The sequence below is a fragment of the Marivirga salinae genome (genome assembly GCF_030503855.1).
In the GTDB taxonomy this organism is placed as follows: Bacteria; Bacteroidota; Bacteroidia; order Cytophagales; family Cyclobacteriaceae; genus Marivirga; species Marivirga salinarum.
The window spans coordinates 118,806-136,806 of sequence record NZ_CP129971.1 but is presented as its reverse complement, the minus strand read 5'-3'; the positions used below and the strand labels follow the sequence as shown (position 1 = coordinate 136,806).

Here is an 18,001-nt window from a genome sequence, read left to right as displayed (position 1 = left end):
TTCAGCATTATGTTTGTGATAAATTTTTAAACGCTTTCTACCTCTATGATTTTAGCATCGCCCCATAAACTTTCGAGATTATAGTGTTCTCTTTTGTCGGTTTTGAAGACATGAGCAACAACACTTGCAAAATCTATTAGAATCCATTCCTTATTGTTTTTTCCCTCAGTCATCCAAGGCTTTTCATTTGCTTCTTTATGAACAAATTTTTCAATGGATTCAGATATGGAATCTGCTTGGGTATCGGAAGTTGCTGAACATATAACAAAATAGTCAGCTACTGCATTTTTTACTTCTGTTAAATCTAAAATAGTGATGTCTTGAGCTTTTCTCTCCTGCATTCCCTGCACTACTAAATTACTTAAAGCTTCTGAATTCATTAAATATTTTTTGGTTTCAAATCTAAGATGTTTCTTTGCTGTAAATCTACGAAATAATATTGCATAAAATCTTTGCCAACACCTTATTTATAGGGAAACATATCGTTTCTCTGCCAAGCTGTCATTCAACCAATGATTTGATGGCACAAATGTCTGCCAAAAAACAGCTTCACGAAGGTGCAATTATCATCACAAAACACCAAACTAAAGGCAAGGGGCAAAGAGGAAGTCAATGGGATTCTCCAGAAGGAAAAAATCTAACATTCTCGATATTTCTAAAACCTCATTTCTTAAAAGCATCGCAGCAATTTGAGTTGAATAGAATGGCTTCATTAGCACTTTTGGATGTGGTGAAGAATTTATCTGCTGATGCTAAAGTTTTTGTGAAATGGCCGAATGATCTTATTTTAAATAAGAGAAAGGTAGCGGGGATTTTAATTGAAAATTCTATCAATCAAAGCGGAATTTCTGAAAGCATTATTGGGATTGGATTGAATGTAAATCAAACAGAAGATTTACTACCCACAGCAACTTCTTTAGCAAAACAATTTGAAAAGGAATTTGAGTTGGAGAAAGTATTACTCGACATCGTTCAGCGACTAGAGCATTATTATCTGATTTTAAGAAGTGGTGATTTCAGATTTATTCATGAATGGTATGAATCGAAACTATATCTTAAAGATAAAGTGGCTTATTATGAAGATTCCATCGGAAAATTCAATGGGATAATACGCAATGTTCATCCTGATGGGGTGCTTGAAATTGAGGATGAAAGTGGTATTCATAAGAAATACCACTTCAAGGAAGTCCGCTTGCTGTCTTAATAGCAAGATTTCCTCCAATAAACACATACTCTCTTTAATTATTAAAACTAATGTGGTAATTTTGTGTTGCTAAATGCATATACAAAGAAGAAAATAAGTTAAAATGACAGATACAGAGAATTACAAAGTAAAAGACATTTCCCTAGCCGCTTGGGGAAGAAAAGAAATTACGCTAGCAGAGGCAGAAATGCCAGGTTTGATGGCATTAAGAGAAGAATACGGTAAGGAGCAACCTTTGAAAGGTGCTAGAATTGCTGGTTGTTTGCACATGACAATCCAAACGGCAGTTTTGATTGAAACTTTAGTGGCATTAGGTGCTGAAGTAACTTGGAGTTCATGTAATATCTTTTCAACGCAAGATCAAGCTGCTGCTGCCATCGCGGCTGCGGGAGTTCCCGTTTATGCTTGGAAGGGCATGACAGAGGAAGAATTCAACTGGTGTATTGAGCAAACACTTTTCTTCGGAGAAGATAAAAAACCATTAAACATGATTTTGGATGATGGTGGTGACTTAACCAATATGGTGTTGGATAACTATCCTGAGCTTGCTGAAGGCATCAACGGACTCTCTGAGGAAACTACTACTGGTGTTCATAGATTGTACGAGAGAATGAAGAAAGGTACTTTACCGATGCCTGCTATCAATGTGAACGATTCAGTTACTAAATCTAAATTTGATAACAAATATGGTTGTAAAGAATCATTAGTAGATGCTATTAGAAGAGCTACTGATGTGATGATGGCTGGAAAAGTTGCTGTTGTTGGTGGATATGGTGATGTAGGAAAAGGTTCTGCTGCTTCTTTGAGAGGTGCTGGCGTTAGAGTTATCGTTACGGAGATTGATCCAATTTGTGCGCTTCAAGCTGCAATGGATGGTTTTGAAGTGAAGCCTATGAAAAAAGCTGTTCCGGAAGCCGATATTATTGTAACGGCTACTGGTAATAAAGATATCATTACTTCAGATTTGTTTGAAGCAATGAAGGATAAAGCAATTGTTTGTAATATTGGCCACTTTGATAATGAAATTGATGTAGACTGGTTACATAAAAATGCTGAGTGGGATAACATTAAGCCACAAGTAGATTTGATTACCATGAAGAATGGAAAGCAAATCATTTTATTAGCTGAAGGTAGATTGGTGAATTTAGGTTGTGCTACTGGTCACCCATCTTTTGTAATGTCTAATTCATTCACTAATCAGACATTGGCGCAAATTGAATTGTGGACTCGTAAAGACAATTATGAAAATGCTGTTTATATGTTGCCTAAGCATTTAGATGAAAAAGTAGCGGCTTTACACTTAGCTAAGATTGGCGTTGAATTAGATTCATTAAGCAAAGATCAAGCGGAATACATTGGCGTTACCGTTGAAGGACCATACAAGCCAGAGTATTACAGATATTAATATTTTTTTTAGCCAACAATCTCTCTTTAGTTTTCGAATAGAAGAGGTTGTTGGCTTTTTAATTTTTTAAACGCCCATTCCTTGAAGATTAAATTATCTGCGGTTATTATTACTTTTAATGAGGAAAAAAACATCAAGAGATGTTTAACTTCTTTAGCAAAAGTTGCGGATGAAATAATTGTAGTCGATTCATTCTCCACCGATAGAACGGAAGAAATTTGTTCAGAATTTAATTGTGATTTCAGAACAAATCCATTTGAAGGACATATTCAGCAGAAAAACTTTGCCTTACAACAAGCTTCTAACGATTTTATACTTTCCTTGGATGCTGATGAGGAATTATCTGAAGCGCTTATTATATCAATCCTTGAAGTAAAAGAGAATTGGAACCATGATGCATATTACTTCAATAGGTTATCCTCTTATTGTGGTAAGTTTTTTCCTCACGGAAGTTGGTATCCTGATCAAAAAATAAGGCTTTTCGATAGAAATCATGCCAAATGGGGAGGCACAAATCCACACGATAAAATAATACTTTCAAGCAATAGCAAAAAGTTTCTCAAAGGAGATTTGTTTCATTATACCTATCACACTATTGAGGAACACATTAGGCAGATCAATTATTTTTCTGGAATAGCAGCCAAAGCAGCTTACGATCAGGGTAAGAGGTTCAATGTATTTAAATTAATTTTTAAGCCTTTCTGGAGATTTTTTCGTGATTATTTTCTAAAACATGGTTTTCTTGGTGGTTATAGAGGGTTAACGATTTGTTTACTTACTGCCGTTGAAACCTATTTGAAGATTATAAAGCTTTGGGAATTAGAAAGAGCTGAAAAAATTAAATCACACACCTAATTTATTAGATTGAATGTTAGATAATTTCAAATCATATAGCAGCCAAAAGGAAAATTCACCAGTATTTTCTATTGTGATACCAACATGGAATAATTTAGATATACTTAAAAACTGCATTAAAGCAATCCGTAATCATTCTGAATTGAATCATCAAATCATAGTGTTTATCAACGAGGGAAAAGATGATACATTAGAATGGGTGAAATCTCAAAAAGATCTTGATTATGTTTATAGTCCTACTAATGTAGGGGTTTGTTATGCTCTGAATAGTTGTAGAAAATTGTTTCAAGCAGATTATATGCTGTATTTGAATGATGATATGTATGTTCTTCCAGACTGGGATAAAATACTGTATGATGAAATAAAATCTTTAGGCACCAAAATGTTTATGCTTTCGGCAACCCTGATTGAGCCAACTGATACCGGTAACGATTGTGTTGTGGTTCAAAATTATGGAAATGGATTAGATAATTTTCAGGAAGAAAAGCTGTTAAGTGAGTATAAAAGTTTGATTAAAGAAGATTGGAGTGGAAGTACTTGGCCACCTAATATTATGCCAGTTGAACTTTGGGATTTGGTTGGTGGCTTAAGCATAGAATACAGTCCTGGAATGTACTCAGACCCTGATTTTTCAAAGAAAATATTTGAGGCAGGAGTTAGAATCTTTAAGGGAAAAGGAGATAGCCTAGTTTATCATTTCGGATCAAAATCAACCAAAAGGTTAGGGAAAAATACAGGAAGAATACAATTTATTATGAAGTGGGGGTTTAGTTCTAAAACCTTCACTCAAAATTTCCTGAATATTGGAAAAGAGTATTCTTCCGCTTTGAATAAGCCTAGCTTAGCTCAATCCAAAAAGATAGTCAATAGACTTAAGAAAATTTATTACAGTTTTAAATAGAGTAATGTGAAGATATTAGTCATCAGTAATTTTAGATCCATTGTTACAGTAAGGCCTGAAGCTGAAATTTTTATCGGTTTAGCAAAAAAAGGGCATGACATTACGGTAATGACTTATGAAGATTCTGAATATATTCCACGTTTAAAGGAACACGGAATCAATGTAATTCCATTTCACCCAAGCAAAAAAAGAGATAAAGAGAGCATCGTTTTTATTAGAGAAGAACTGATAAAAGGTGATTATGATATCTTTCAAATGTATAATAGTTTGGCGTATTTCAATGGAGTTCCAGCTGCCAAAGGATTACCAGTAAAAGTAATTTTATATAGAGGGTATACTGGAAATATAGCTTGGTATGATCCATTTATTTATTTGAAGTACTTTAACAGACGAGTTGATGCTGTAATCTGCAATGTTAAAGCCATTGAAGAGCTATTTAGAAAACACTCTTTCTCCAATCGAATAATTTTCAAAACTATTAATAAAGGACATGAGGTCTCATGGTATCAGGTAGATGAAAAAGCTGATTTGTCAGAGTACACACAAAACACAGATAATGTAAAATTTATCTGCACGGCCAATGACCGAAAAATGAAAGGGTTAAAATACTTATTAAAAGCAACCCATTATTTAGAAAAAGATGCCCCTTTTGAATTATTCTTAGCAGGTAATAATATGGACAGGCCGGAATTCTTGAAGCTGATCAATGAGAGCCCAGTAAAAGATAAGATTCATATTTTGGGATTTAGAAAGGATATTCTAGAAGTAGAAAATAATTGTGATGTGTTTGTATTGGCTTCACTTTATGGTGAATCCATCACTAAAGCGGCCATTGAAGCTATGGCATTAGGAAAGGCGCCATTGATAACGGATATTCCTGGGAATAAGAAATTAGTCGTTTCTGGGGAGTCTGGTATAGTCGTTCCAAAAGCCAATGCAAAAGCACTTGCAGATGGAATGAAGCAATATATTTACAATCCTGAATTAATAACTCAATACGGAAAAGCAGCTCAAAATAGAATTCAAACGGTATTCCATACCAGCAAAACAGTGGAAGAGTATGAAAAATTCTATCAGGAATTGATTTCAGTTTAATTCGAGATAATCAAACCGAGTAAAAGAGTATAATTAATTATTATCTAATTTTTCTTTCTCAAACCTGATTCTTCGTATTATTGTGCTTTCATTTTTATATTAATTACCCTTTCGGATGAAATCGACTTTAAAAATTCAGGTTCAAATTTTATTTAAAATGAAGATGCCTGCCTGCCGGCAGGCAGGAATTTTTAATCAAAGATTCCATGTGACCTTAAAACTTCACTATATCACGCATGAAAAAATACTTTACCCAAGCTTATAAAAATTTTGTATTTAGATTATCGGCACGTAACTCTGTAATTTTCATTTTTTTTTATAGATATCTATTTAATCCTAAAAAAGGAACTTTAGGCTACTTTTATAATCAGGTCTCCCAAAATCTTGATCGACCATTTGTAATCCAAGTGGGTGCTAATGATGGCATTAACCACGATCCAATTCATAAATATGTGAAACGAGATAAATGGAGAGGATTGTTGATCGAGCCACAACCTGATGTATTTCGACATCAACTTTTTCCTCTTTATATGCGAGACGAAGGTGTTTATATGGAAAATATTGCCATAAGTGATAAAATTAGTTTGATGGATATGTATAAAATCAGTTTCACCAGAGAAAGGTGGGCCACTGGACTGACTACTTTTCATAAGCCAACCTTACAAGACAAAGTGGATCGGGGAGATATAGATATCATTGCAAAGAGAAAAGGTATCAAAGTTCCGGCTAGTCGGGAGGAATATATTGACGAAGTTAAAGTGGAATCTAAAACCTTTGATTTTCTTAGAGCTAAATATCAAATTCAGGAAGTGGATGTATTGCAAATTGATGTCGAAGGTTTTGATTTTGAAGTGATTAAATTATATGATTTAAATCAGCATAAACCAAAAGTAATCGTTTTTGAAAGTCGTCATTTAGGTGATGAGGAATACGCTGAAGCTGAGCAATATTTCACGAAAAATGGGTTTTTAATTAAAAGAGTAAAAGGCGATAGTGTTGCTGTCCGTAAAGATTATAGCGTTGGGATGGAATTGATGAAAATGTTTGAATAAGGTAGAACACACTTTTTTAAATAGTAATCTGAAATATTTTAGCATTTATTTTACAGCCCTTAATACACCTCTTCTTAAATAAGGAGGGTTAAAAGTTTTAGGTTCAGGAAAAACCATATATCCATCCGCAAAAGAAACTTCAAAATCTCTTTTTTCGAGATGGGCTTTGAATTTATCTTCATCATGAGGTTTGTGATAGCAACATAGCGCTATTTTTAAATTATCACTGTTTGCTATTGTTTTTTGTGAACCCTCTAAAATATCGCCTTCTGCTCCTTCTGCATCCACTTTTAAAAAACTGTAGGGCTCTTTATCCTTAAAATATACATCTAAGGATACATTCTTTTTATCATTTACATTTGATACAAACTTATTAACTATGACTACTTTATCCTTCCAGGGAGCAAAAGTAGCTTCCAGTGCCTCAATCCATCTTTCATCTGTTTCAAAAAGATAAACTTTTTTAACCTTTTCAATCACTTCTAATGGTAAGTTGCCTTCAGCCGCACCCACATCTACCAAAATATCATTTTCTTCAACTTTAAATTTGCTGGTCAGATATCGGTGAGGTGATTTTTTATCTTGTTCTATTTTAAGGAAGTTATAATTTCTACGCACTCCTCTTTTCGAAGATTTTCTTTTGAAATAAAGTCGCTTTCCATCTGTAATAATATATTTAAGTTGGTTGGATGGGTCAACATGCACTTCTATATCTGATCGTTTGTATTTCTCTTGAAATCGATTTGGGAAGACACTAAATCCTTTATCCTTCAAATAGTTGAGTGCATCTCTTTTCTCTTCATCAATAAATTCTTGATCAGTTGAATTGTAATAGTTCAGAATAGTGAATTTCAGTTTGTTTTTTTCAAAAGGCCCCCTTATAAATTTGGGTACTAGTTTGCGAAATAGGTTATTCAAAATGTAAGTTTTTTTATTTAAAGATAATTAATGCATTAAAGAGTATTGTCTTCTTTTCTTAAGTAAGCTTAACAATACATTGCAAAATAAAGTATTTAAAATGACATTTTTATCTTAGAGATGTAAAGTAAAGGATTTATAAGACTTTAGTTTAATCAATTCGATTTCTTAAGATCCAATCAAATTATTTCTATTTATGTCTCATTATTCCTTATTGGGTACAGATTTAATTCCTCTTTTGAGGATTACGGAACTTTTATCCCAAATCTAACTCTGCAAAATACCCTCAAAAAACTCTTCATACTTATTAATGGTATTTTTAATTGAGAACCTCTCGAATGCTGTTTTTTTACCATTTTCCAGAAGCTTAGTTCTAAGATCTTGATCCTCTACAACACGCTTGATTTGATGGGCAAACTCTTCATAATTTTCATTTTCATACAACAATCCATTTTCTTCATGTTGCACTACATCGGGTATGCCTGCAAAAGCTGTGGCTACCACTGGCGTCCCCATAGCCATGCTTTCCACTAATGTGAGCCCAAATCCATCCATAGTGGAAGGCAATACGTTTACAGTCATCAGAGTATAGTATTGAATCACTGTGGCTTTATCATTCACAATGCCTATGCATTTCACTTCTTGTGGTACATCGTGAATGTCAGGTTCATCAGGAAACCGGTTTCTATAGTTTTCTTCATCTAGCCCAACGTAGAGTACTTTCCATTCTTTCGGAAGATATTGCAATGCTTTTACAAATTGTGGTTGATTTTTATAACGGGCTACACATCCAATTACAATGTCATCATCTGTATAGCCTAGTTCATTTTGTAATTTGGTTCGCAGTTCTAAATTAGGTTGATATTGTTCAGTGGGAGTTCCGTTATGAATTACTTGAAGCTTATTTTCATGAATACCTCTTTCAATAAAAATTTCTTTTAAAGCTTCACTAACCACCACAATCTTATCGCAGAAGTAATTATTGAATATATTCTGAAAAAATTTATTTAACCCTATCATTTTCTTAGGATTTTGCCTTCTGGTCTGCACAATTTTCACTTTTTTACGATGCAGGAAATTAATTATTGGCCCTACGTAACGATCGTTTGATGATTGAGCATTAATGATTTGAATGTTTTCTTTCTCAATTAATTCTTTAATAATTGAACGAGTAACTTTATCGGTCTTGCCTTTAAACGGCATATAGACCCTTTTTACTGTTGAATCCTTGACTAAGCTATCCAGAAATGAATCTTTTATCAATCCTAAAAAGACGTTATGATTTCTTTCAGCCAAACCTTTTGCAAGATATGAAATACTGTAAGTAGAACCGGCTACACCACCTTGCGCACAAAGAATAAGAATATTCATAATAAAATTTAAGTAAATTTAAGAATCCATAGGTATAACCTTCTCTCCATTTTTTGGTTATATACAATAATTAAACTAGTCTGTGGGAGAGCGTATGTCATACGAGAACAAAGATAAACAAAGAGTATTCAATGAGGAATTTATGCCGCATATAGATGCGATGTATAATTTCGCCTTTAGGCTTACTTTGGATGAAGATGATGCCAAAGATTTGGTGCAAGAAACCTTCATGAAAGCCTACAGGTTCATAAATTCTTTTGAAACGGGAACCAATGCAAAAGCTTGGCTGTTTCGAATCTTGAAGAACAGTTTTATCAATAATTACAGAAAGAAAAGTAAACAACCTAATAAGGTAGATTATCAGGAAGTAGAATCATATTATAATTCCGATTCTGTTAATGAGAATATCACGACCGACCTTAGGGTTGAAACCGTTCAACATTTAATTGGCGATGAAATCACTAATGCACTCAATTCGCTTGATGTGGATTTCAGAACAGTAATTATTTTGTGCGATCTTGAAGGATTCACTTATGAGGAAATGGCTAAGATTTTAGACATTCCCATAGGAACGGTCAGAAGTAGATTGCACAGGGCAAGAAATTTATTAAAAGAGAAATTAAAACAATATGCTAGTTCCTTGGGCTATAAGGATAAACGAAAATAATTACAGGAGATTTTTAGGTGAGGAAAACATTGGGCATATTTGCATAATAAAGGTAACCGCCAAATTTTTTTAATAAACGAATAAACCATGGAAGTTGAGCAAAACCAAGCGTGTACAGAACTATTACTATTGGTAATAGATGGACAAGCTACAGAAGAGCAACATCAAGAATTGATGAAGCATTTGGAAGAATGTGAAAGCTGCAGAAAGGAATATTTATTGAGCAAAACAATCAAAGACAGTCTCAAGAACCATATAAAAGTCAATGGCACTCCCAAAGATTTGGCAAATTCCATCCAAAACAAAATTTCTGAAACAGCTTCCCTAAAATGAAAAATAACGGTAAAGCCATTATCTTCTCAGCTCCATCCGGAGCTGGCAAAACCACTATAGTACAACATTTATTAGATAAACATCCTGAGCTAGGCTTTTCTATTTCTGCGTGCACGCGCGATAAAAGAGGTAGAACTGAAGTTGACGGAGTTGATTATTATTTCCTGACCCCTGAAGAATTTAAAAACCGTATTGATAAAGATGAGTTTGTAGAATGGGAGGAGGTCTACGAAGGAAATTTTTATGGTACCTTAAAAGAAGAAGTTCAAAGAATATGGGATTCGGGCAAAGCCGTGATTTTTGACGTAGATGTAAAAGGAGGTTTAAAGCTCAAAAAATACTTTGGGGATGATGCATTAGCCGTTTTTGTTAAAGTCCCATCTCTTGAAGTATTAGAAGAAAGATTAAAAAATCGTAATTCAGAATCCTCATCAAGTCTATCCCAAAGATTATATAAAGCCAAGTTTGAAATGACTTTTGAAAAAGAGTTTGATGTTACTTTGGTTAATAAGGATTTGCCAACATCCCTCAAAAAAGCAGAGGATATGGTGGCTGGTTTTATAGGGAAAGCTTAAATTAAGCTCATGAATAAAAATGTAGGTCTTTTTTTTGGTACTTTTAACCCTATTCATGTTGGGCATTTAATAATTGCCAACACTATGTTGGAAGAGCCCGATATTGATGAAGTTTGGTTTGTGGTTTCTCCTCAAAGCCCATTCAAAAAGCAAAAATCATTGGCGCATGAATTTGATCGATACGATTTAGTCCAAGCGGCTATAGGAGATCATTTCCATATGAAAGTTACGGATATTGAATTCAATATGCCTAAACCAAGCTATACCTCAGATACTTTAGCCTATTTAACCGACCAGTATCCTAATCACAATTTTAAATTAATCATTGGCGAAGATAATTTGAGAAGTTTTCCTAAATGGAAAAATAGCGATGTGATTCTACGCGATTATGGATTACTGGTTTATCCTCGTCCCAATGCAAAAAAATCAGAATTAGAAGATCATGAAAATGTTCGATTTGTGGAGGCTCCCATGATGGATATATCGGCTACATTTATTAGAAAATCCATAAAAAATAACCGTTCAGTAAAATATTTGGTTCCAGATGCGGTTTTAGATAGGATAATAGGGAAAAAGTTGTACATCTAATTATTTTTCAACTAGAACTCAATTATCAACCTTACTATTAAATTGACCCTATTAGTAACTTTATGAGAAATTGTAGAAGTTGACTGATAGTTATTATCAAATGATAAAATTTGTATAGTTAAATTTTAGAATCCATTTATTAAATTGAACTCCGTTTGAACCATTTTATGAAGAAACTATTTACCCTCTGTATTTTATTCTGTTCTATTTTTCAAATTAAAGCTCAAGACGTTAGAGGTGTTGTATATGGAGATGATGGAGAAGCATTATCTTTTGCCACTATTTATGTGGAGGAAACCGGTTCTGGGACTTCCTCCAATCAAGAAGCTTATTATGAATTACAACTAAAAAAAGGTGATTATACCATTCAGTATAAATTTGTTGGATATGAATCGGTTACTAAGAAAATTACAGTAACAGATGAAAGCATAAGGTTGGATGTGGTTTTACCAAAGCAAAGTTTGTTATTAAATGAGGTAACTACTACTGCCAAAGCAACTGATCCTGCTAATTGGATGATGCGTAAAGCCATTGCAAAAAGTAGCTATCATCGGCAACAAATTGATGCATATTCAGGACGAGTTTATGTAAAAGGAAAAGGAAGAGTCACTGATATCCCGTTTTACCTGACTAGTGTATTAAAAAAGCAAGGGATTGATACTGAAACGATGATTATTACCGAATCGGTAAGTGAGGTGAGTTATAGGAGACCCAATCAGTTTTCCGAAAAAGTAATTTCAATTTATGCTTCTAAAGAGACTGATTTTAATGCGAATCCTATGCGGTTCATTACAGGGAGTTTTTATCAGGATGAAATTGCTACCGTGATTTCCCCACTCTCATCCAAAGCTTTTAATTATTATAAATTTATGCATTTAGGTGCTTTTATGGATGGTGATAATTTGATCAATAAAATAAAAGTTATCCCAAAAGTACCCGCACCTAATGTGTTTGAAGGAGAAATTCAATTAGTTGAAGAGGATTGGGCACTCTATCGTTTAGATTTGGATGCACAAATTGAATTAGGAGTGAAAGTTCGCATCCGACAAGTTTATCAGAAGATAAATGATTTGGCATGGATGCCGATCACCCATCAGTTTGATGTTGAGGGTAAATTGATGGGTGTTGCATTTGAAGGGAAATATTTAGCCTCTGTCAGTAATTATGAAATTGAATTAAATCCTGCTTTACCTCAAAAAATCAAGATTTTGGATAAAGATGATGGCGAGCAAGGCAAGATGACGGAGGAAATTATAGAAGAAGCTTCTCAGCTGTCTGAAACGAAAAAGAAAGAAGAGATAGTGGTAAAGTCTGAAGATCTTTCGGGTATCATGAAAGATTATAAAAAAAGCCAGAAGGATTCTTTAGCGAAGCTGGATATTATTGAAGTTTATAACTTTAAAATTGATTCTGGGGCTTATAATCAAGATTCTATGTTTTGGGTGCAAGTCCGTCCTATTCCATTGTCAACTGATGAGAGCAGAGGATACGTAAAACTAGACAGTATTAACCTTGTTCAAGATAAATTAGCCGAGGAGGATTCTGTTAAAAGTGCAAAACAATCTACATTTCAGATCTCCGATATTTTATTTGGAGGGCGCTATTATTTGGATACAGCAAAACAATGGAGATTCAAAATTTATAACCCTATTTTCAAAGTTCAATACAATACAGTAGAAGGACTCAATATGGATTATAGCATTGGACTCAAAAGAATGCTGCCAATTAAATATGACACTACTAGAGAAAATTCAGAAATAGACAGAAGTTATTTCAATTGGAATTCTTATGCCTTAATAAAACCTACTGTTCGCTATTCTGTTGCCAGAAATAAAGTAATAGGTAAAGTTTTAGCCAAGTATCAGTTCAAAAAAGGAGCAGTAGAATTTCGTGTTGGGCGATATGTACAACAGTTCAATGACGCACCGGCAGTACAGCCCTTAATAAATACAAGTTTCACGACAATTTGGGAACAGAATTTCATGAAGATTTATGAAAAAGATTTTCTCAAGTTAAATTTTGATAGAAGATTCTCTGCAAGTTTTGATATAGAAGCTGAAATAGAATATGAAGAGAGAAATCGTTTATTGAATAATGGTGATTTCCATATTATTGAATGGGATAGAGAGTTTACGCCTAACTTTCCTGTTAACATTAATCCTATTGATGATTTTGATGGGCAAACAGCCTTGACAGCTAGTTTCAAAGCTCATTATAAACCTTTTTTGAAATATAGGATTCGTAATAATGTGAGACTACCAGTATTTAGCAGAGAAACTCGTTTCACATTGGAATATTATAAAGGCTTCAAAAATATAGGAGGCAGTGAGGTGGATTTTGATAAATTTGAATTTGGTTACCGTGATGAATTTGATTTTGGCGCCAAAGGAAGAACCTATATCAATACTAATATTGGTGGGTTTTTGAATAACAATGCTTTAGGATTTATGGATTACGCGCATTTCCCAGGTAATCGTTCTTTTATTACCCAATCAGATCCCGTTAAATCATTCCGATTACTTGATTACTACCGATTCAGCACTGACCAATATTATGTACAGAATTTCCTGTTCCATCGATTCAGGAAATTATTAGTCACTCAAATTCCAGCTACACGATTTATGGGATTGAAAGAAGGTGTGTTTCTAAACTATTTGTATACGCCAGATAGCAATAATTATTCGGAAATAGGTTATTCTGTTGAGGGTTTATTAAAATTCTTCCGTGTTGAAGTGGCCACCCAATATGAAAATTTCCAATACAAAGGTTGGGGAGTAAGAATAGGGATTTCCACAACAATCGGAGGCGATATGTCCATCAATGTAACCGAGGATGAATAGTTAATCAGTTTTTTGTGAAAAGGAATGCAAGGTTTTAGGTAATTCAATTTCAAACTTTGTATGCTCCTTTTCCTCTAAAAGCATATAGAAATCTCCTGATAATTTTTGAATACATTGTTTGACTGTATAAAGTCCAATACTAATATTTTCAAACTCATTCTGCGCTTTTGAGAAACTACTTACAAGTTTGGAGGTTTCTGCATCCAATAATTTTAGATCAAATAGTTTGAAGCTTATATGGATATGTTTTGCATCATCAGTTATATAAAAACCAATTTTATAATCCTTTGACTGTTCACTTTTCATGAATTGTAAAGAATTTTGGAGCATATTAAAGATTATCAAGCGTACTAAGGCTTCATCTGAATAATAAACTAAATGATCTTCAATATGGACATCCAAATTGAATTCCTTTATATTTTCTATATAAGCCACTTCATTAAAACACTCTTGAACAATTGATTTAAAATCTATTAGTGAATTCTCAACTTCCTTCTCATTTAACTCACTGATCAATTTCAATTCTTCAATAATGACATTGAGTCTTAGTGCTGCTTTGTCCAACATGCTGAAATATTCTAAGGCCTTTGCATCATTTACATCTCTCATGGCTAAGTTACAAATTCCAATAAGCCTCACTATCGGTCCCTTAATGTCATGAGAAGATTTATATATGAAGTTGTCTAATTCCAAACTGGTAGTGCGTAACCTCTCATTTACTTTTTTTAATTCATAGTTTCTTTTATCAACAGTACCCGCTAATTGCTGATTTAAGGTTTCAAGCTCATCTTTTTGTTGGCTTATTACATTTTTCGCCCGTTCTAATTCTTTTAAATTGGCTTCTAAATATTCTTTTTGAGTTTCAATTTCTTCTTTTTGAGCTTCAACCTTATCGTTTTGTTTCTTTAAGGTGCTGTTGATCTTCTTATTTCGCTGATAGATTAATATCATGAGTAATGAAAAGGGAGTGACTAAAATGAGCAGCGAAATGTATACTAAATTCTGAAAACTCTTCTCTTTTAGGGCAATCTCACTTTCCTGCAGTTTTAATCTATTCTCATTTTCCTCAAGCTTTAAAGGGACTAATGATAGATTCCTTTCCAATGCATCGAGATACAGTGAGTCTTTTAATAAAATAAATTCTTTTAAGAACTCATTGGATAATGGAGTGTCTCCCTTTTTCTTATATAATTCAGCGCGTACCCTATAAATTCCTAATACCAAATCTTTGGCTTTAATCTTGTCAGCAATAGAATCACATTGAGTGAGTAATTCAAGTGCTTTTTCAGTATCACCTTTTAAAACTAAAAGCTCGGCTTGTAGGAGGTAAATTTGAGCTATTCCTTTTTGTTCGCTAATCTCCTTCCTGATCTTCAATGATTGATCATAATAGTAGTTAGCCGAATCATATAGTCCTTGAGACATTGAGACTTGCCCCATCCCTTGCAATGCAACTGATTTCCAGTTTTTATTTTCAGTATTTTCAGCTAAGGATAAAGAGGATTTAAAATAATTACCAGCTTTTTGGTAGTCCATTTGGGAAAGGTGCAAATTCCCCATATTGTTATAAGAATAGATTACCAAATCAATATCATGGTTAGCTTGAGCAACTTGTAAACCGCTGTTAAAATAATGAATGGCACTATCTAACATATGAGCTTGTGCATAAACTAAGCCAATATTGTTCAACGTATGTTCTAATCCATAAACAACACCTAATTTTTGTTTTAATTGATAAGATCGCATCAAATATTCCAGTGCATTTTGATAATTCCCTAAGCTGATGTATACAAATCCAATGTTGTTTAAAGCATTGTGAATCAGGATAGAATCGTTAATTTGAGTGGCGATTTCTAATGCTTGTATGTTATATTCTAGTGAAAATTCAAATTCTCCTTTATAATTGTAAGTGCCACCTAAAAGCCTAAGTGATTTGGAAATATTTTTTGTATCGTCATCTTTTCTAGAGAGAATTAAGGCTTGTTCAGCATATTTTAAGGCTGAATCAGGGTAATTTAACCAGGTTTCATAAATCAATGAATGTAAAATATTTATTCTTTCCTCTCCTTCTGCATTCCTCAAAACGGATCGTAAGCTATCTGTTTTTGATTGAGACATCAGATGAGTGCTCATCAAAATTATCAGGGCTATATATAGAAGTCTTAATTTCAAAATAAAAATAAGTCAATACAAATTCATAATACAATATAAGATAAGTAATTATCGGAAGACTTGGAAGGAAATTATTACCACTGTATTGGAATATCCTAATTATGAATGTAATAATTTGAGTGGTTTAGAAAACTGATGCTGGAAAAATTTGATTTAATAAGGTTTTCAGTAGTATGTGATGAGGGGGGAATCTATCAACTGATAAAAGACTAGATATTTTTTATATCGCTGTAAGAATTAATCTTGAATTTTTACTTATGTATCCAGTTTGATTATTCTAATTTTTCAGGATATCTCAAAAGAGCAATTTGATATTGGAGGGTATAAATAAAAAAGCCTTTCAATTATATTGAAAGGCTTTGGAATAATTTTAATCTTATCTTCTTAATTTACAGGCTCAACAGAAACGTAAGATCTGTCTTTTTTGCCTCTTTTAAATTGAACCACTCCATCAGTAAGTGCAAATAATGTGTGATCTTTTCCCATCCCAACATTATCGCCTGGGTGATGAGAAGTACCACGCTGACGAACCAAGATATTTCCTGCAATTGCAGCTTGGCCACCATAAATTTTCACACCTAATCGTTTACTTTCCGATTCTCTTCCGTTTTTGGAACTACCAGCTCCTTTTTTGTGTGCCATGGTTTATATTATTTTGTAATTTTTTCGATTAATACTTTTGTGAAATCTTGACGATGTCCATTTCTTTTCTTGTAGCCTTTTCTTCTTTTCTTCTTGAAAACGACTACTTTATCGCCTTTTACATGACCAAGGATTTTCCCTGATACCTTAGCGCCCTTTACTAAAGGTGCACCTACTTCGACTTTTCCATCATTGTCTACTAACAATACTTTGTCGAACTCTACGGAAGCGCCATCCTCACCCTCCATCTTTGGAGCGTATACGAACTGGTCTTGCGTTACTTTGAACTGCTTTCCGGCTATGTTTACAATTGCGTACATTGAAATAATTGTTTATTAAGTATACTATTTCCCAAAAGGAATGCAAATATAGTGATTTTATTTATAGTTACAAAAGCTATTGTATTACTGATCTAAATCTTATTGATTTCTGTTCTGCACATTTGATAAGCGATTGAAATATTGCTTTAATTACCTTGAATTGGAAGCGATTAAAGCAATAAATGGCTTTTAATGTTGATTTAAATCATATAATACGCTTCAAACGCTTGCTTTACTCGCTTGATATGCTTTATTTTGAAACTAATAAGTACTTAAAATTTATTAAAAGATGAAGGTTAACATTCCAGAGAAATATACTGACCTATATATAAAAGCTTTAGGTGACAAAAAGAAAGCTTTGCAAATGAAAATCAATCAATTCAAAGCGGAGATTGAAGAGATCGATAGTCACCTCTCCAATTTAGTTAACCTGCCTCTTTTCCAGGAAAATGAAGCTCAAAATTTACTTCATCAAAAGACAAATGCGTATCATGATCAATGGGCTTGGACTAAGAAAATCGCCTATTTTATTGATTTTAAGCGGAAATTGGTAAAAACCAATGAAGTAGTAGACTTTATAATGGAGAAGGAACCCGACCTTAATAAATCTAAGGTAAGGAGTTCAGTTTCAGCAGCTTTGTCTAATAAAATGAAGAAAGGAGTGTATCGTAAGTTCGAAGATCCCGTTACTAGTAATACTTACTATGGCCCCGTGTCCTTTTTCTTAAATCAGCACGAGCCGCAGATTGAATTTATGCCAGAAGACCTGAAAGAGAGATTGTTGTATAATAATTAATGATGTAATATAGTGTCCTTATGGTCATTTTTTCAAGTGCTGATTTGCTTGTGCTTGTGGAAAACTTTAGCATTTTTTTTTAATGATTGAATACACGCGAAATTCCCCTAAGTGAAGCTGAGATAAAAGCCGTTAAGATACTGAAATACAGGTATATATATACTTATCCACAGCGCTCTGTCAGTAACTTTTCACCCTTTGTTTTTTCAGTAATCTTCCTAATATTTGTAAGCACAGCCAAGAAAATAGGGAAGTAAAAAAAGATTT

The 18,001-nt window shown here is 33.5% G+C and carries 18 protein-coding genes; 12 read left to right on the top strand and 6 right to left on the bottom strand.

The window, feature by feature from the left end:
- Nucleotides 1–26 precede the first annotated feature (26 nt).
- A complete protein-coding gene (rsfS, locus tag QYS49_RS00600; RefSeq protein WP_308349685.1) occupies nucleotides 27–380 on the bottom strand; it encodes a ribosome silencing factor in 354 nt (117 codons plus the stop codon).
- Nucleotides 381–439: 59 nt separating this feature from the next.
- Here rsfS and QYS49_RS00595 point away from each other — a divergent pair, with 59 nt between their 5' ends.
- The 6 genes from QYS49_RS00595 to QYS49_RS00570 all read left to right on the top strand — a co-directional run bounded on the left by QYS49_RS00595 (nucleotide 440) and on the right by QYS49_RS00570 (nucleotide 6,512).
- Nucleotides 440–1,204: a biotin--[acetyl-CoA-carboxylase] ligase gene (locus tag QYS49_RS00595; protein ID WP_308349684.1), complete on the top strand. Its 765-nt coding sequence runs from the start codon at nucleotides 440–442 to the stop codon at nucleotides 1,202–1,204.
- Between the two features lie 103 nt (nucleotides 1,205–1,307).
- Nucleotides 1,308–2,609, top strand: a complete 1,302-nt coding sequence (ahcY, locus tag QYS49_RS00590) for an adenosylhomocysteinase (protein WP_308349683.1) — start codon at nucleotides 1,308–1,310, stop codon at nucleotides 2,607–2,609.
- 81 nt (nucleotides 2,610–2,690) lie between these two features.
- Nucleotides 2,691–3,464 carry a glycosyltransferase family 2 protein gene (locus QYS49_RS00585; RefSeq protein WP_308349682.1) on the top strand — a complete coding sequence of 258 codons (774 nt, stop codon included), beginning with the start codon at nucleotides 2,691–2,693 and terminating at the stop codon, nucleotides 3,462–3,464.
- A gap of 13 nt (nucleotides 3,465–3,477) precedes the next feature.
- The gene (locus QYS49_RS00580; protein WP_308349681.1) at nucleotides 3,478–4,365 is read left to right on the top strand and encodes a glycosyltransferase family 2 protein; all 888 of its coding nucleotides are present in this window, start codon (nucleotides 3,478–3,480) and stop codon (nucleotides 4,363–4,365) included.
- A 6-nt stretch (nucleotides 4,366–4,371) separates the two neighbouring features.
- Nucleotides 4,372–5,460, top strand: coding sequence for a glycosyltransferase family 4 protein (locus QYS49_RS00575; protein ID WP_308349680.1), 1,089 nt, complete (start codon nucleotides 4,372–4,374; stop codon nucleotides 5,458–5,460).
- Nucleotides 5,461–5,696: 236 nt separating this feature from the next.
- Nucleotides 5,697–6,512: an FkbM family methyltransferase gene (locus QYS49_RS00570; protein ID WP_308349679.1), complete on the top strand. Its 816-nt coding sequence runs from the start codon at nucleotides 5,697–5,699 to the stop codon at nucleotides 6,510–6,512.
- Between the two features lie 45 nt (nucleotides 6,513–6,557).
- Here the strand turns inward: QYS49_RS00570 and QYS49_RS00565 are convergent, their stop codons facing one another.
- Together QYS49_RS00565 and QYS49_RS00560 are read right to left on the bottom strand one after the other, a co-directional pair.
- On the bottom strand, nucleotides 6,558–7,430 hold the full coding sequence (locus QYS49_RS00565) for an FkbM family methyltransferase (RefSeq protein WP_308349678.1): 873 nt from the start codon (nucleotides 7,428–7,430) through the stop codon (nucleotides 6,558–6,560).
- 267 nt (nucleotides 7,431–7,697) lie between these two features.
- Nucleotides 7,698–8,801 carry a glycosyltransferase family 4 protein gene (locus QYS49_RS00560; protein ID WP_308349677.1) on the bottom strand — a complete coding sequence of 368 codons (1,104 nt, stop codon included), beginning with the start codon at nucleotides 8,799–8,801 and terminating at the stop codon, nucleotides 7,698–7,700.
- 94 nt (nucleotides 8,802–8,895) lie between these two features.
- Here QYS49_RS00560 and QYS49_RS00555 point away from each other — a divergent pair, with 94 nt between their 5' ends.
- From QYS49_RS00555 to QYS49_RS00535, 5 genes are all read left to right on the top strand, one after another.
- Nucleotides 8,896–9,468 (top strand): sigma-70 family RNA polymerase sigma factor, encoded by a 573-nt coding sequence (locus QYS49_RS00555; RefSeq protein WP_296619090.1) that lies wholly within the window; start codon nucleotides 8,896–8,898, stop codon nucleotides 9,466–9,468.
- Nucleotides 9,469–9,555: 87 nt separating this feature from the next.
- The gene (locus QYS49_RS00550) at nucleotides 9,556–9,801 is read left to right on the top strand and encodes an anti-sigma factor family protein (protein WP_308349676.1); all 246 of its coding nucleotides are present in this window, start codon (nucleotides 9,556–9,558) and stop codon (nucleotides 9,799–9,801) included.
- Nucleotides 9,798–10,376, top strand: a complete 579-nt coding sequence (gene gmk, locus QYS49_RS00545) for a guanylate kinase (RefSeq protein ID WP_308349675.1) — start codon at nucleotides 9,798–9,800, stop codon at nucleotides 10,374–10,376. Before QYS49_RS00550 ends, gmk begins: the two co-directional genes overlap by 4 nt.
- A 9-nt stretch (nucleotides 10,377–10,385) precedes the next feature.
- Entirely contained in the window at nucleotides 10,386–10,964 is a 579-nt protein-coding gene (nadD, locus tag QYS49_RS00540) for a nicotinate (nicotinamide) nucleotide adenylyltransferase (RefSeq protein ID WP_308349674.1), read from the top strand.
- A 167-nt stretch (nucleotides 10,965–11,131) separates the two neighbouring features.
- The gene (locus QYS49_RS00535; protein WP_308349673.1) at nucleotides 11,132–13,804 is read left to right on the top strand and encodes a DUF5686 and carboxypeptidase regulatory-like domain-containing protein; all 2,673 of its coding nucleotides are present in this window, start codon (nucleotides 11,132–11,134) and stop codon (nucleotides 13,802–13,804) included.
- Here QYS49_RS00535 and QYS49_RS00530 read toward each other — a convergent pair whose 3' ends face one another.
- The 3 genes from QYS49_RS00530 to rplU form a co-directional block, all read right to left on the bottom strand.
- On the bottom strand, nucleotides 13,805–15,922 hold the full coding sequence (locus tag QYS49_RS00530) for a tetratricopeptide repeat protein (protein ID WP_308349672.1): 2,118 nt from the start codon (nucleotides 15,920–15,922) through the stop codon (nucleotides 13,805–13,807).
- A 438-nt stretch (nucleotides 15,923–16,360) separates the two neighbouring features.
- Nucleotides 16,361–16,618 (bottom strand): 50S ribosomal protein L27, encoded by a 258-nt coding sequence (gene rpmA / locus QYS49_RS00525; RefSeq protein ID WP_308349671.1) that lies wholly within the window; start codon nucleotides 16,616–16,618, stop codon nucleotides 16,361–16,363.
- A gap of 8 nt (nucleotides 16,619–16,626) precedes the next feature.
- Entirely contained in the window at nucleotides 16,627–16,938 is a 312-nt protein-coding gene (gene rplU / locus QYS49_RS00520; RefSeq protein WP_013453948.1) for a 50S ribosomal protein L21, read from the bottom strand.
- A 289-nt stretch (nucleotides 16,939–17,227) separates the two neighbouring features.
- Here rplU and QYS49_RS00515 point away from each other — a divergent pair, with 289 nt between their 5' ends.
- A complete protein-coding gene (locus QYS49_RS00515) occupies nucleotides 17,228–17,734 on the top strand; it encodes a hypothetical protein (protein ID WP_308349670.1) in 507 nt (168 codons plus the stop codon).
- Nucleotides 17,735–18,001: the final 267 nt, after the last annotated feature.

Coding starts and splice junctions, on each gene's coding strand:
- nadD (WP_308349674.1), top strand. CDS start 10,386: ATGAATAAAAATGTAGGTCTTTTTTTTGGTACTTTTAACCCTATTCAT.
- QYS49_RS00530 (WP_308349672.1), bottom strand. CDS start 15,922: ATGTCTCAATCAAAAACAGATAGCTTACGATCCGTTTTGAGGAATGCA.
- rplU (WP_013453948.1), bottom strand. CDS start 16,938: ATGTACGCAATTGTAAACATAGCCGGAAAGCAGTTCAAAGTAACGCAA.
- rpmA (WP_308349671.1), bottom strand. CDS start 16,618: ATGGCACACAAAAAAGGAGCTGGTAGTTCCAAAAACGGAAGAGAATCG.
- QYS49_RS00515 (WP_308349670.1), top strand. CDS start 17,228: ATGAAGGTTAACATTCCAGAGAAATATACTGACCTATATATAAAAGCT.
- rsfS (WP_308349685.1), bottom strand. CDS start 380: ATGAATTCAGAAGCTTTAAGTAATTTAGTAGTGCAGGGAATGCAGGAG.
- QYS49_RS00535 (WP_308349673.1), top strand. CDS start 11,132: ATGAAGAAACTATTTACCCTCTGTATTTTATTCTGTTCTATTTTTCAA.
- QYS49_RS00550 (WP_308349676.1), top strand. CDS start 9,556: ATGGAAGTTGAGCAAAACCAAGCGTGTACAGAACTATTACTATTGGTA.
- ahcY (WP_308349683.1), top strand. CDS start 1,308: ATGACAGATACAGAGAATTACAAAGTAAAAGACATTTCCCTAGCCGCT.
- QYS49_RS00560 (WP_308349677.1), bottom strand. CDS start 8,801: ATGAATATTCTTATTCTTTGTGCGCAAGGTGGTGTAGCCGGTTCTACT.
- QYS49_RS00555 (WP_296619090.1), top strand. CDS start 8,896: ATGTCATACGAGAACAAAGATAAACAAAGAGTATTCAATGAGGAATTT.
- gmk (WP_308349675.1), top strand. CDS start 9,798: ATGAAAAATAACGGTAAAGCCATTATCTTCTCAGCTCCATCCGGAGCT.
- QYS49_RS00580 (WP_308349681.1), top strand. CDS start 3,478: ATGTTAGATAATTTCAAATCATATAGCAGCCAAAAGGAAAATTCACCA.
- QYS49_RS00570 (WP_308349679.1), top strand. CDS start 5,697: ATGAAAAAATACTTTACCCAAGCTTATAAAAATTTTGTATTTAGATTA.